We start from the raw sequence: 13158 nt of genomic DNA on the forward strand, positions 1-13158 counted from the left end.
GACTCAAGGCCGCCGCATCGATTCAGTAAAACACGCGTTATCGTTGACGACCTTCGCTGGCAAGCCAGCTCCTACAGGGTTGTGCGAAATTATTCAGGCGCTGCGATGCGGTCCAGTTCGGTTTTCAGTTCGGTGTCCGACAGGCTGTTCAGATCCAGGGCGAAGAAGGCTGCAAAGCGTGTTTTGATCGTTTCGACAGTGCTGTCGAAAGCCGCCTGGATTTGCTGCTCAGTGCCGTGGACGTCCGATGGATCGGCCAACCCCCAGTGGCTTTTGATCGCCGGGCCGAAGTACACCGGACAGGCTTCCCCGGCTGCCTTGTCGCACACGGTGATGACGATATCGGGCGGGGAATCGGCGAAGGCCGAGGAGTCTTTGCTGTACAGGCCTTCGGTGGAGATGCCGAGGTTGTGCAGGGTTTGCACGGCGTGAGGGTTGAGCCGGCCGCTGGGGAAACTGCCGGAACTCACCGCTTCAAAACCTGCTGGGGCCAAGTGATTGAACAGGGCTTCGCTCAACACGCTGCGGCAACTGTTGGCGGTGCACATGAAGAGAATTCTGATTGGGGCAGGGCGTGCGTTCATCGGAGCGGCTCGTATATATGGATATCCGAATATACGTAGGCCAACTGAAAATGCCAATGCTCTGAGTACGATCGAAAGGGCACCGCAGGGCCAATGTGGGAGCGGGCTTGCTCGCGAAGGCGCCGTGTCAGTCGACATCACTTTGACTGACAGACCGCTTTCGCGAGCAAGTCGAATCGTCGCACCGCCGCTCCCACATTAGTTAGGGGGTGTCTCAGGCCCGGCGCGCCATCAGCAACACCGAAGCCGCCGCCGACAACAATCCCGCGCAGCAACGGTTGAATATCCGCTTGCCCCGTGGCTCGGCGAACCAGCGGCGCATGTGCAGGCCCATGTAGGCATAGGCACCGATGGCGATCCATTCCAGTACCAGAAACAGCGCGCCCAACACCGCAAATTGCGGGGTTATCGCTCGGGTCGAGTCGACGAATTGCGGGAGGAATGCGGTAAAGATCAGGATCGCTTTCGGATTACCGGCCGCCACCAGAAACTCCTGGCGCGCCAACGCCAGCATGCCCACCGGCGCACCCGCCACCGCGTTTTGTGCGCCCGGATCGGCACGCCACAATTGCCAGGCGAGATAGAGCAGGTACATCGCCCCCAGAATCTTGATCCCGTAGAACAACAACTCCGAGGTTTGCAGCACCACCGCCAACCCTGCCGAGGCGAGGGCAATCATCCCGGCGAACGCCAGCAGACGACCGATCCCGGCCAGGCAGGCCGTGCGGTAGCCGTAGCGGGTCGAGTTGCTGACCGACAGCAAATTGTTCGGGCCGGGCGCCATGTTCAGGGCGAAGCAGGCGGGAAGAAATAGCGTGAGCGTGGCAAGGTCCATAACGGGGCTCCTGGTACGAGAGCCGTATTTTTATCATGGATGGCGGGTGGCTTGGCCCATACAGCGGCGCATTCAAGTCGCCGTACACTTGCCCCGGCACGTCAAAAACAGATCTATGACCTACGCTTGTTCACAGACGCATGCTCAGTGAGCAGGGCTTGCTCCTGAGCGGGATTCACCGGCACCTAAAAAAACAATATCGGGAGACTACTCATGCAGGCTTTGTTCCGTCGATTCACTCGTTCCATGGCCATTGGCATCACCGCTGCCGCGCTCACCACACCGGCGTTCGCGCTGGACACCGTCAAGTTCATGGCCCCAGGTTCCGTCGGTGGGGGATATGACCAGACCGCACGGGATTTGGGCAAAGCCTTGATCGAAGCCAAGTCGGCCAAAGCCGTGACCTTCGAAAACAAAGGTGGGGCAGGCGGGACGTTGGGGCTGGCGCAGTTTGCCAACAGCACCAAGGGCGACCCGAATGCGCTGCTCGTTGTCGGCGCGATCATGGTAGCGGGCATTGAACAGAACAAGCCGCAAATCACCTTGAAGGATGTCACGCCGATTGCCCGGCTTTTTACCGAGTACAACGTGATTGCCGTGCGCAAGGAGTCCGAGTTCAAAACCCTGGAGGACTTGCTGAAAGCCTTCAAGGAAAAACCCTCCAGCATTACTTGGGGCGGGGGTTCCAAGGGTTCGATCGATCACATTGGCATCGCCGATCTGGCCGGCAAAATGGATATACCCGTGAACAAGGTCAATTACGTCGCCTTCGCCGGTGGCGGTGAAGTCGTTGCGCAGGTACTGGGTGGGCAGATCAAGGTGATCACCGGAGGCTATGCCGAGCTGGGCCAATACATCAAAAACGGCCAGTTCCGGGTACTCGCCATCGGCGCGCCGGAACGCGTTGAAGGCATCGACGCACCCACGCTTAAAGAGAAAGGCTACGACGTGATCATCGGTAACTGGCGCGGCGTCTACGGTGCGGCGAACCTCACGCCCGAGCAACGCAAAGAAGTCACCGACGCCGTGCTGGCCGCCGCCGATAGCAACGTCTGGAAGGACAATGTCAAAACCAATGCGTGGTCACCGAGCATCCTGACCGGGGATGAGTTCGGCAAATTCGTCGACGCAGAACACGTGCGCCTGCACGCGATGCTGGTCGAGGTCGGGTTGATTGCCAAATGAATGAGCCGCGCAAAATACTTCCGGCGCAACTGGCGATTGGCGTCGGTGTGATAGTGATCGCCGCCGTGTTGGCGGTCGGGGCCTTTCGGTTTCCGGCCGAGATGGGTTTCGTCATCCTCGGCGCCCACGTTTACCCCTACGCCTTGGCCGGGTTCCTCGGCATCGTCGGTCTGTTGCTGAGTATTCAGGCCGCCACCGGAGGTTTTCGTGAACTGGCGGATCACAGTGATGAGAGTGAAAAAGCGCTCCCCGGCGGCAAACTCGGTGCTACTTGGGTCACTGCGGGGCTGGTGGGGGTGGCGTTGCTGATCAACTTGATCGGCTTCGTGCTGGCGGCAGGGTTGCTGTTTGCCTGCTCGGCACGGGGTTTTGGCAGTCGCCGCCCGGTGCGCGACCTGGCCATCGGCATTGCCTTGACGCTACCGATCTACTGGCTGTTCAACGCCGGGCTCGGGGTCTCCCTTCCGCCCCTTATCAACGCCTGGATCTGATCCGGGCCGAAGGAGGTCAATAAGGTGGACATTCTCTCAAGCCTGGCAATCGGTTTTGCCGCGGCGCTGACACCGATCAACTTGATGTGGGGCTTCATCGGCTGTTTGCTCGGCACCGCGATCGGGGTCTTGCCGGGAATCGGGCCGGCGCTGACGGTGGCGTTGCTGCTGCCGATCACCGCCAAGGTCGATCCTACCGGTGCGTTGATCATGTTCGCCGGGATCTATTACGGCGCGCAGTTTGGCGGCTCAACCACGTCAATTTTGCTCAACACGCCAGGGGAGTCGTCCTCCATGGTCACCGCCCTGGAAGGCAACCTCATGGCTCGCAACGGACGCGCAGGGCCGGCGCTGGCCACGGCGGCGATAGGCTCGTTCGTGGCCGGCACCATCGCGACGATCTTGCTGACCCTGTTTGCCCCGATCGTTGCCACGCTGGCGCTCAAGTTTGGCCCGGCGGAATATTTCGCGATTCTGGTGCTGTCCTTCACGACGGTATCGGCGGTACTCGGCGCGTCGATGCTGCGCGGTTTCGCCTCGTTGGGGATTGGCCTGGCGGTGGGTTTGATTGGCCTGGACGCGACGTCGGGCATTGCTCGCTACACCCTGGGGGTGCCGGAATTGGTGGATGGCATCGAAGTGGTGCTGGTGGCCGTCGGGCTGTTTGCCGTGGGTGAGGCTTTGTACAGCCTGCTGTATCAAAAGGAAGAAGCATCCGGTCGGCACCGCTTGACCTCGTTGTGGATGACCAGGGCCGACTGGAAACGCTCGGTCCCCGCCTGGTTGCGAGGAACGCTGATCGGATTTCCCTTTGGTTCGATTCCGGCAGGCGGCGCTGAGATTCCGACCTTTCTGTCTTATTCGGCCGAACGCAAACTGAGCAAGTTTCCGAAAGAGTTTGCCGGCAGCAAGGGGCAGGGGGCGATAGAAGGTGTTGCCGGCCCTGAGGCAGCCAACAACGCGAGCGCGACGGGTTCGCTGGTGCCGTTGCTGACATTAGGCATACCGACCTCCGCCACGGCCGCGATTCTGTTGGCCGCTTTCCAGAACTACAACCTGCAACCGGGGCCGATGCTGTTCCAGACCTCCGGTGAACTGGTCTGGACGCTGGTGGCCTCGTTGTACATTGGCAACGTGATTCTGCTGGTGTTGAACCTGCCGTTGGTGGGCCTTTGGGTCAAGCTGTTGCAGATCCCCCGACCCTACCTGAACGCCGGCATCCTGGTGTTTGCCACCATTGGTGTGTACGGCATGCGTCATTCTTCCTTCGACCTGCTGCTGATGCTGGCCATCGGCTGGGGCGGCGTGCTGATGCGCCGTTTCGATTTTCCCGTCGCCCCGGTGATCGTCGGCATGCTGCTGGGGCCAATGGCTGAAAAGCAGCTGCGCAATGCCTTGTCGATTGGCGAAGGAGACTGGTCGATATTTATCACGCAACCCATTGCAGCCTCGTTCCTCGCGCTGACGCTCCTGGTTCTGCTAGTGCCCCACCTGCTGCACGCCCGCGGCATCAAATTGCATGAGGACGATTGAACGCGGGAGACCACCACCCCTGTACTTTCCGCTCCGTAGCAGCTGTCGAGCCTGCGAGGCTGCGTTCGGCTGCGCAGCAGTCGTGAAATCAGGCAATGCGGTGTATCAGGAAAACCGTGTGCTCAGGTTTCACGACTGCTGCGCAGCCGAACGCAGCCTCGCAAGCTCGACAGCTGCTACGAGGTGTGTGTAGCCGTTGAAACTCGTGTTGGGCAGTTTTCTTCAATACGTGGGCAGGGGGGCTCTTTACCTTGAGCACTGTTTCCACTGACTTGAAGAAGGTATGCGATGAGTCTGATTATCTCCATGGCGGCGTTTGCCCTGGTGGCCTCGATTACACCGGGGCCGGTGAACATTGTGGCGTTGAGCGCCGGCGCGCAGTTCGGTTTTCGCGCCAGTCAACGGCATGTGGCCGGGGCGACGCTGGGTTTCGTGTTGTTGCTGGTGTTGATGGGCCTGGGCTTGCATGAGGTGTTGCAATTGTGGCCGGCGCTGACGCAGGTGGTGCAGTGGGCCGGCGTGGCGTTTCTATTGTTCATGGCCTACAAGTTGGCCGCCGACAACGGTCAGCTCGATGCGAAGGAGTCTGGCCGGGCACCGTCGATGCTCTACGGCGCTGTCATGCAATGGCTCAACCCGAAAGCCTGGCTGGCCTGCGTCGCCGGCATGGGCGCGTTTGTCGCCGATGGCGAAGCGCGGCTGGTCTGGCAATTTGCCGCGGTGTATCTGGTGATTTGCTACGTGTCTGTCGGCTGCTGGGCTTATGCCGGGACCTTTTTGCGCGGCTATCTGAACAACCCGGCGGGGATGCGCGTGTTCAACCGGACCATGGCGATGTTGCTGGCCATAAGCGCGGTGTATCTGCTGCTGCCTTAGCCGCGATATTGCCCCGGTGTCGCGGCCAGGTGCTGTTTGAACACCCGCTGAAAATGCGCCTGGTCGGCAAACCCCGCTTCCAGTGCGACATCGGCGATCAGCTTGCCGCTGCGCAATTGATCCTGGGCGAACTGGATGCGCCGGTTCAGCAGAAACGCGTGGGGCGTCATGCCGTAATGTTGCTTGAACGCGCGGATCAGGTAGGACGGCGACAGCTGCGCCGCCTCGCAAATATCTTCGAGCTTGAGCAGGTGCGTGCAGTGATCGCGGATGTAATCGGCGGCGCGCTCCAGTTTGAAATTGGGTTCGCGCAGCGGTTGGTCGACCGGATTCAGCCGTAGTTGCACGTCGGTGAAAAACTCCACCGCCGCGCTGTGTTTAGCCAGCACGTCTTGCTGCTGATCGACCAACACTTCATACAACGCCTTCAAGCCTTCAAACAGGCTGGCGTCGTGAGTGTGCGTGATGGAAAAACGGCGAAACGCCAGGTCCTGGCTGAACCCGAGCTGGTGCTGCAAGTCGGTGAGCCACGCCGTATCGACGTAAAGCATCAGGTATGACCAAGGCTGATCGTCGATCGGGTTGCAGGCGTGGACATCGCCAGGGTTCATCAGCACCACGGTGCCGGCGCTGACCTGAAACTGCGCATGCTCATGAATATAAGTGCTGCGCCCGGCCGTGATCGCACCGATGGAAAAGTGCTCGTGGGAATGCCGGGTGTAGCAGACCTCGCGACCATCGGCGATGGAGCGGGCTTCGATGAAGGGCAGGGCGTCGTCACGCCAGAAGCGCGGGGCCTTGTCGGCGTTTTTGGCAACGGTGTGCTTCATGGTCAGTCCTCGGCAGGTCAGCGTCGGAGTGTATTAGCTCTCACCGTTAAAGGCTCGTTGCAGCTCGGCGATGTCGAGTTTTTTCATCTGCATCATCGCTTCCATGGCGCGCTGGGATTTTGCCGTGTCGGGGTCTTTGATCATGTCCATCAGGGCAATCGGCACAATCTGCCACGACAGCCCGAACTTGTCCTTGAGCCAGCCGCATTGCTGGGCCTGAGGGACGCCGCCGGCGGACAGGGTTCCCCAGTAGTGATCGATTTCTTCCTGGGTCTGGCAATTGACCTGGAACGAAACCGCCTCGCTGAACTTGAACAACGGACCGCCGTTCAGGCCGGTGAAACTATGCCCGTCGAGTTCGAAGCTGACCGTCATCACCGAGCCTTCGGGCCGACCGTGGAATTCGAAACCGGCGTGGCCGTAATAGGTGGTGGCGGTGATTTTCGAATGGTCGAAGATCGAGCAGTAATACTTCGCGGCCTCTTCGGCCTGATCGTCAAACCATAGGCAGGGGGTAAGTTTTTGCACACGTTGCATGGCGCTGCTCCTCTACGGATTACTCATGCTGAGTTTCAGCGTAGTCAGCCTGTGCTCGTCTGGTCGTACCGTAGATCGACAAGTGCGCCGGGTTTGTCAGGTGAAATGGAGTCGATATGACCATCTTTAAGTCTTAACGACTAAGTCAGTGAGGAGTCTTTTTGACTCGGTGAGTTACAGGGCATTGATTTACAACGACTAAATATATGGCATGAGACTTGATGTACCAGACGTACAACTGACCCGCTTCAGGAGTACGAAAAAATGTTCAATTTCTTCAACAATCCTCAGAGTTTGCTGCACTTGTCGAGCCGCGTGCTCGTGACTGGCCTGGTGATGTTTTTGGCCGGTATATACGGTGCCTATCTCTACAACGGTCATATGCCGATTGCGGCCCTGGTGTCGATGCATGCCATGACCATCATCGGGCCGACCTTCCTTAAAATCGGTTATGTGATGCGCTTGCTGGCGCAGCATCGTTTGACTACGCATCCGGTGGCGGTGGCGGTGGCGGTGGCGGTGGTGGTCTGACACGCTTTGGCGGACGTACACAGCCCAAATGTGGGAGCGTGTTCCTCCAGACAACCCGATCAACTGTAGGAGCGAGCTTGCTCGCGATGAACCCACAGGCACCGCGTTAATCCTGGTAACACGCGTCATCGTTGACGACCTTCGCGAGCAAGCTCGCTCCTACGGCTCTTCCAAGTGATCCGCCGTAGTGGTGAAACCAACAGCTGCAACAACGGATATACACCTCATCTACCGAGCCCACTTTGGCTCGCAATCCACCCCGTAGCTAAATCAATAAACGCCCGTAGTTTTGGCTGCGACTGCGTCCGGCCGGGAAAATACAGATACAACGCCGAACTAAGCGGCACAAACGCTTGCAGCACTCGCTCAAGGCGCCCATCCGCCAACTCGTCGGCAATCTCCAGATCACAGGCATACGCCAAACCCGTACCACTGCGAGCAGCCGCCACCAACAGGCGCCGATCATTGACGATCACGCCACCCTCGACGCCGACGGTAAAATCCCGGCCCTCGCGGCGAAACTCCCAGCGATGGGCGCTGCCCGATGTCGAGAAGCGAAAGCCGATGCATTCATGCCGAGTCAATTCCTCAGGGCTGGCCGGTCTGCCAGCCTTGGCGAAGTACGCCGGGGAACCCACCACCGACCATTGCAGATCGGGCGTCAGGCGCACCGCGATCATGTCTTTTTCGATCGACTCGCCCAGGCGAATCCCGGCGTCAAAACCGCCGGCCATCAGATCGACCGTGGCGTCGTCCAGGGAGATGTCGAGGGTGACTTGCGGATACGCCTGGCGGTACAGCGCAATCAGCGGCTCCATCAATAAACTGCCGGACAGCCGCGGTGCCGTGAGCCGCAAGGTGCCCATGGGCTGATCGCGAAAACCGCTGAGCACCGCCAGGGCTTCGTCGATTTCACTGGCCGCCGGGCGCAAACGGGCAAACAGGCTGGCGCCGGCCTCGGTCAGTGCTACTCGGCGGGTGGTGCGCTGAAACAGCAGCACGCCGGTGCGACGCTCAAGCAACTTGATCGCATGGCTGACTGCCGTGGGGGGCACCGCCAGTTTTGTCGCGGCCAGGGTGAAACTTTTGTGTTCGGCCACCGCCAGAAACTCGGTCAAGCCGTCGAATGGGTCGTGGGTCATGTCAGCGCCATTATGAAAGAGCGTTTCATAGTGCTTGTAACACGAGGGCATTTTTCCGGCCAATCATCCTGCGTACCTTGTGCTTACCCCAACTGCACAAAAGGAATCACGCTCATGACCACTGCCCACAGCTTCAAACGTGTCTGGCTCATCACCGGTGCTTCCCGTGGCATTGGCGCCAAGATCACCGCCGCCGCCCTGGCCAACGGTGACGCCGTGGTAGCCACCGCCCGTGACGCGAACACCGTCACCCAACGCTTCGGCACTCAACCCGCTCTGCTCGCCGTGTCCCTGGATGTCACCAACGAAGCTCAAGGCATTGCGGTCGCAAAAGCCGCCATTGACCACTTTGGCCGCATCGACGTGCTGGTCAACAACGCCGGTTTCGGTTTGCTCGGCGCGGTGGAAGAGGCCAGTGCCGATGAAGTGCGGCGCGTGTACGAAACCAACGTTTTCGGCTTGCTGAATGTCACTCGCGCCGTCCTGCCTTACATGCGTGCCGCTCGCAGCGGGCATGTGATCAACCTTTCGTCGGTGGGCGGCTACCGGTCGGGGCCGGGCTTTGGTGTCTATTGCTCGACCAAATTTGCCGTCGAAGGCTTGAGCGAGGCACTGCACGCCGAGCTGGCGCCGCTGGGTGTCAAAGTGACCGTGGTCGAGCCGGGTTACTTCCGCACCGAATTCCTTGAAGGCAATTCGCTGGTCGAATCGCCGTCCACGATTGCCGATTACGACGGTACGGCCGGTGAGGTACGGAAAATTGCCAAGGCAGTGACCCTGAATCAGCCTGGCGACCCGGACAAACTCGCTGACGCCATGATCACCCTGGTAGAAGCGGAAAAAGCCCCGCTGCGCTTGCCACTGGGCAGTGACTGCGTCGCGGCGATCGAAGCCAAGAACAGCTTCGTCGCCGAAGAGTTGCAGGCTTGGCGCGAAGTATCGGTCTCCACCGATTTCTAAAATCACCACGGACCTGTAGCAGCTGCCGAGCCTGCGAGGCTGCGTTCGGCGGCGAAGCCGTCGTGAAATCAGACACCGCGGTGTTTCAGGAAAACCTCGCGTGCAGGGTTTACGACGGCTGCGCCGCCGAACGCAGCCTCGCAGGCTCGACAGCTGCTACAGGTGGTACAGGTCTTACAGGTTCACCGAAGGCCGCCCATTGAGGCGGCCTTTGTGTGACCGGTGGTCGATGAACCTGTCCGTTGGATCAAATTGCGCTTAGCTGTAGGGATAACCCCAATCCTGCAGGAGCGAGGCTTGCCCGCGAAAGCGTCCATGCTGACACCCCGCGTTACCGTTCTTCGCGAGCTTCGCTCCTGCAAAAAACAATGGCATCACCGTGAGTCTGAGGAAATTCGCAATGCTGACCCTTAACATCAACGGCAAGGACCAGGAGCTGGATGTCCCTGCGGACATGCCGCTGCTCTGGGTGCTGCGTGATGTCGCGCACCTCACTGGCACCAAATTCGGTTGCGGCATGGCCCAGTGTGGCGCCTGCACTGTACACATCGACGGCGCACCACTGCGTTCTTGCATCACGCCCGCCACGGCCGTGGCCCATGGGCAGAAAATCCTCACCATCGAAGGCCTGTCCACCGACGGCACGCACCCGGTGCAACAAGCCTGGGCTGAACTCGATGTGGTCCAGTGTGGTTATTGCCAGTCCGGGCAGATCATGTCGGCGGCGGCTTTGCTGGCGAAGATCCCCAAGCCCACCGACAGCGACATCGACCAGGCACTGTCCGGCAATATCTGTCGCTGCGGCACTTATCCAAGGATTCGTGCAGCGGTCAAACGCGCCGCCGAACTCGGTTGATGGGAGGCTTGGCAATGAACAGCATCAATCGATTGTCACGCCGTGGTTTTCTCAAGGGCAGTGCCGTGCTGGGCGGCGGGCTGGTGGTGGCGTTTGTCATCCCCGGCGCGCATCGCTTTGCCGTCGGCGCCGAGAATCAAGGCAACGTGTTCGCGCCCAATGCGTTCCTGCGAATTGGCAACGACAACAGCGTCACCGTGCTGCTCGGCCATTCGGAAATGGGCCAGGGCATCTGGACCGGCCTGACCATGCTGATCGCCGAGGAGCTGGACGCCGACTGGTCGAAAATCCGCGTCGAACATTCACCCGCGTCGGCCGCCGATTATGGTCTGGCGGCGTTTGGCGGGATGCAAATTACCGGCGGCTCGACCTCAACCTGGATGGAGTTCGACCGCTACCGCCAGGCCGGTGCGGCAGCGCGTCTGATGCTGATCGACGCGGCCGCCCAGCGCTTCAACGTCGCGCCCTCGGCGATTCGCACCGAGTCGGGCGTGGTGATTGCCGGCGACCACCGCGCAACGTACGGGGAACTGGCCGATGATGCCGGTAAGTTGCCGGTGCCGGATCCAGCCTCGATCAAGCTCAAGGACGCCAAGGACTGGACACTCATCGGCAAACCCACCAAGCGCCTCGACACGCCGGAAAAAATCACCGGCCGGGCCAAATTCGGCATGGATGTGCAATTCGAAGGACTGATGACCGCCATGGTCGCCCGTCCACCGGTGTTGGGCGGCAGCGTCAAATCCTTCGAAGGCGCTCAAGCGCTGGCCGTACCGGGCGTCCACAAAGTGGTGCAGGTGCCCACGGGCGTGGCGGTGATTGCCGATCATTACTGGGCGGCGAAGCTTGGGCGCGATGCGCTGAAGGTTGATTGGGACCTGGGGCCAAACGCCGGGCTCGACAGTCAAAAACTGCTGGAAAGCTTCCGCAAACTCGCCGCCACACCCGGTACGTCCGCCAGCAAGGCCGGCGATACCGAGGCGACCCTGGCCAAAGCGGCAAAGATCATCGACGTCGAGTACAGCGTTCCCTACCTGGCGCACGCGCCGATGGAGCCGCTCAATTGCACGGTGAGCATCACCAAAGACAAATGCGAAATCTGGACCGGGACCCAGTTCCAGACCCTGGATCAAATGATCGCCGGGAAAATCACCGGGCTCAAACCCGAACAAGTCGAGATTCATACCGAGTTTTTGGGCGGCGGCTTTGGGCGCCGGGCCAACCCGACTTCGGACTTTGTCAGCGAAGCCGTGTACGTCGCCAAAGCTGCCGGCGGGCCGGTCAAAACCGTCTGGTCCCGTGAGGACGATATCCGTGGCGGGTACTACCGCTCGGCGTTCCTGCATCAGGCGCGCGTGGGTCTGGGTGCCGACGGCCTGCCATTGGCCTGGAAGCATGTGATGGTCGGGCAATCGATCATGGCCGGCACCATGCTTGAGGCGGCCATGGTCAAGGATGGCATCGACAAAACCTCGGTCGAAGGTGTGGCCGACAGCCCTTACCTTGACGGGCTGGCCAATCACCAGGTGGAACTGCATTCACCGAAAACCGGTATCAGCGTGCTGTGGCTGCGCTCGGTCGGGCACACCCATACCGCGTTTGTCATGGAATCGTTGATCGATGAACTGGCTGAGGCTGCCGGCAAGGATCCGGTGGAGTACCGACGAACCTTGCTCAAGGCGCACCCGCGGCATCTCGGGGTGCTGAACCTGGCGGTGGAGAAAGCCAACTGGGATGCGCCTTTGCCCGACGGCCACGCGTTGGGCGTGGCGGTGCATGAATCGTTCGGCAGTTACGTGGCCCACGTCGCTGAAGTGTCGCAGGACAACCTGGCGATTCGCGTGCACCGGGTGGTGTGCGCGGTGGACTGCGGGATCGCGGTCAACCCGCAAAGCATCGCGGCGCAGATGGAATCGTGCATCACCTTCGGCCTCGGATTTACCTTGCACAGCAAACTGACCTTCAAGGACGGGCAGGTGGTGCAGTCCAACTATCACGACTATCAAGTGCTGCGGCTCAACGAAATGCCGGTGGTTGAAGTGCATATCGTGCCCAGCACCGAAAAACCCGGCGGCATCGGCGAGGCCGGTGTACCGCCCACGGCACCGGCAGTGGCCAACGCAGTGTTCGCCCTGACCGGGCAGCGCCTGCGGGAACTGCCGCTGCAACTGTCGGGGGTGTGAGATGAAACGACATCTGCTGCTTGGCGCGGTGGTGTTGATCGGCCTGGTCGGCTACGCCGAGGATTTATTCGCTGACGACAAGGAGGCGTTGAAGGCTTTCGCTACCGTGCAGAAAGTCTTCCAGAGCCCACGTTGCCAGAATTGCCACATCCCCGGTGACTCGCCGTTGCAGTTCGACGCCGGGATTCCCCACGCGATGGACGTGGTGCGCGGAATGGACGGCAAGGGCGCAGCCGGTTTGCCCTGCGCAACTTGCCACGCCGAAAGCAATCCACCGGCCAGTTATGGACCGCACGCTCCGCCGGGGGCCCCGCACTGGAGCCTGCCACCAGCGGCGCACAAAATGGCCTGGATCGGCCTGCCCGCCAACCGGTTGTGCGCCATGATCAAGGACCGCTCCAGCAATGGCGATCGCGATTTCGCCGCGCTGATCAAGCACGTCAGCGATGACAAACTGGTGCTCTGGGGCTGGAATCCGGGCGGTAATCGGGCGCCGGTGCCGGTGCCGCATGACATCTTCGTCAGCCAGTTTAAGCTGTGGGCGGACGCTGGCGGGCCGTGTCCCGTGGAAGGGATCTGACCAACGGTAAGCTTATCAGGAGTCAAACCGGGTAC

At 60.5% G+C, this 13158-nt stretch carries 14 protein-coding genes; 9 read left to right on the forward strand and 5 right to left on the reverse strand.

Features of this window, described 5'->3' with window-relative positions; genetic code table 11:
• Positions 1–89: 89 nt before the first annotated feature.
• Positions 90–563 carry an arsenate reductase ArsC gene (locus tag AEQ67_RS17140; protein WP_059405066.1) on the reverse strand — a complete coding sequence of 158 codons (474 nt, stop codon included), beginning with the start codon at positions 561–563 and terminating at the stop codon, positions 90–92.
• A 235-nt stretch (positions 564–798) separates the two neighbouring features.
• A complete protein-coding gene (locus tag AEQ67_RS17145; protein ID WP_059405024.1) occupies positions 799–1419 on the reverse strand; it encodes a LysE family translocator in 621 nt (206 codons plus the stop codon).
• Between the two features lie 213 nt (positions 1420–1632).
• On the opposite strand from AEQ67_RS17145, the gene AEQ67_RS17150 reads away from it, so the two are divergent.
• From AEQ67_RS17150 to AEQ67_RS17165, 4 genes are all read left to right on the forward strand, one after another.
• Positions 1633–2604: a Bug family tripartite tricarboxylate transporter substrate binding protein gene (locus AEQ67_RS17150; RefSeq protein ID WP_059405025.1), complete on the forward strand. Its 972-nt coding sequence runs from the start codon at positions 1633–1635 to the stop codon at positions 2602–2604.
• Positions 2601–3095, forward strand: a complete 495-nt coding sequence (locus AEQ67_RS17155) for a tripartite tricarboxylate transporter TctB family protein (protein ID WP_059405026.1) — start codon at positions 2601–2603, stop codon at positions 3093–3095. Before AEQ67_RS17150 ends, AEQ67_RS17155 begins: the two co-directional genes overlap by 4 nt.
• 24 nt (positions 3096–3119) lie before the next feature.
• Positions 3120–4628: a tripartite tricarboxylate transporter permease gene (locus tag AEQ67_RS17160; protein ID WP_059405027.1), complete on the forward strand. Its 1509-nt coding sequence runs from the start codon at positions 3120–3122 to the stop codon at positions 4626–4628.
• A gap of 288 nt (positions 4629–4916) precedes the next feature.
• Complete coding sequence (locus AEQ67_RS17165) at positions 4917–5504, forward strand: LysE family translocator (protein ID WP_059405028.1); 588 nt, start codon at positions 4917–4919, stop codon at positions 5502–5504.
• On the opposite strand, the gene AEQ67_RS17170 is transcribed toward AEQ67_RS17165, so the two are convergent.
• Positions 5501–6334: an AraC family transcriptional regulator gene (locus tag AEQ67_RS17170; RefSeq protein WP_059405029.1), complete on the reverse strand. Its 834-nt coding sequence runs from the start codon at positions 6332–6334 to the stop codon at positions 5501–5503. The two genes, AEQ67_RS17165 and AEQ67_RS17170, sit on opposite strands and share 4 nt — an antisense overlap.
• A gap of 33 nt (positions 6335–6367) precedes the next feature.
• Positions 6368–6871, reverse strand: coding sequence for a VOC family protein (locus tag AEQ67_RS17175; protein WP_059405030.1), 504 nt, complete (start codon positions 6869–6871; stop codon positions 6368–6370).
• Between the two features lie 264 nt (positions 6872–7135).
• Between AEQ67_RS17175 and AEQ67_RS17180 the strand changes: the two genes are divergently transcribed.
• Positions 7136–7402, forward strand: coding sequence for a hypothetical protein (locus tag AEQ67_RS17180; protein WP_059405031.1), 267 nt, complete (start codon positions 7136–7138; stop codon positions 7400–7402).
• 224 nt (positions 7403–7626) lie between these two features.
• Here AEQ67_RS17180 and AEQ67_RS17185 read toward each other — a convergent pair whose 3' ends face one another.
• A complete protein-coding gene (locus AEQ67_RS17185; RefSeq protein ID WP_059405032.1) occupies positions 7627–8544 on the reverse strand; it encodes a LysR family transcriptional regulator in 918 nt (305 codons plus the stop codon).
• Positions 8545–8658: 114 nt separating this feature from the next.
• Between AEQ67_RS17185 and AEQ67_RS17190 the strand changes: the two genes are divergently transcribed.
• From AEQ67_RS17190 to AEQ67_RS17205, 4 genes are all read left to right on the forward strand, one after another.
• Positions 8659–9504: an oxidoreductase gene (locus AEQ67_RS17190; protein WP_059405033.1), complete on the forward strand. Its 846-nt coding sequence runs from the start codon at positions 8659–8661 to the stop codon at positions 9502–9504.
• 400 nt (positions 9505–9904) lie between these two features.
• A complete protein-coding gene (locus AEQ67_RS17195; protein WP_059405034.1) occupies positions 9905–10360 on the forward strand; it encodes a (2Fe-2S)-binding protein in 456 nt (151 codons plus the stop codon).
• Between the two features lie 14 nt (positions 10361–10374).
• Complete coding sequence (locus tag AEQ67_RS17200; RefSeq protein ID WP_059405035.1) at positions 10375–12543, forward strand: xanthine dehydrogenase family protein molybdopterin-binding subunit; 2169 nt, start codon at positions 10375–10377, stop codon at positions 12541–12543.
• Position 12544: 1 nt separating this feature from the next.
• A complete protein-coding gene (locus tag AEQ67_RS17205; RefSeq protein WP_059405036.1) occupies positions 12545–13123 on the forward strand; it encodes a hypothetical protein in 579 nt (192 codons plus the stop codon).
• Positions 13124–13158: the final 35 nt, after the last annotated feature.

Origin of the sequence: Pseudomonas sp. RIT-PI-q (genome assembly GCF_001297125.1) — a bacterium.
Classification (GTDB): domain Bacteria; phylum Pseudomonadota; class Gammaproteobacteria; order Pseudomonadales; family Pseudomonadaceae; genus Aquipseudomonas.

Coding starts and splice junctions, on each gene's coding strand:
- AEQ67_RS17145 (WP_059405024.1), bottom strand. CDS start 1,419: ATGGACCTTGCCACGCTCACGCTATTTCTTCCCGCCTGCTTCGCCCTG.
- AEQ67_RS17150 (WP_059405025.1), top strand. CDS start 1,633: ATGCAGGCTTTGTTCCGTCGATTCACTCGTTCCATGGCCATTGGCATC.
- AEQ67_RS17155 (WP_059405026.1), top strand. CDS start 2,601: ATGAATGAGCCGCGCAAAATACTTCCGGCGCAACTGGCGATTGGCGTC.
- AEQ67_RS17165 (WP_059405028.1), top strand. CDS start 4,917: ATGAGTCTGATTATCTCCATGGCGGCGTTTGCCCTGGTGGCCTCGATT.
- AEQ67_RS17170 (WP_059405029.1), bottom strand. CDS start 6,334: ATGAAGCACACCGTTGCCAAAAACGCCGACAAGGCCCCGCGCTTCTGG.
- AEQ67_RS17175 (WP_059405030.1), bottom strand. CDS start 6,871: ATGCAACGTGTGCAAAAACTTACCCCCTGCCTATGGTTTGACGATCAG.
- AEQ67_RS17180 (WP_059405031.1), top strand. CDS start 7,136: ATGTTCAATTTCTTCAACAATCCTCAGAGTTTGCTGCACTTGTCGAGC.
- AEQ67_RS17185 (WP_059405032.1), bottom strand. CDS start 8,544: ATGACCCACGACCCATTCGACGGCTTGACCGAGTTTCTGGCGGTGGCC.
- AEQ67_RS17190 (WP_059405033.1), top strand. CDS start 8,659: ATGACCACTGCCCACAGCTTCAAACGTGTCTGGCTCATCACCGGTGCT.
- AEQ67_RS17195 (WP_059405034.1), top strand. CDS start 9,905: ATGCTGACCCTTAACATCAACGGCAAGGACCAGGAGCTGGATGTCCCT.
- AEQ67_RS17200 (WP_059405035.1), top strand. CDS start 10,375: ATGAACAGCATCAATCGATTGTCACGCCGTGGTTTTCTCAAGGGCAGT.
- AEQ67_RS17205 (WP_059405036.1), top strand. CDS start 12,545: ATGAAACGACATCTGCTGCTTGGCGCGGTGGTGTTGATCGGCCTGGTC.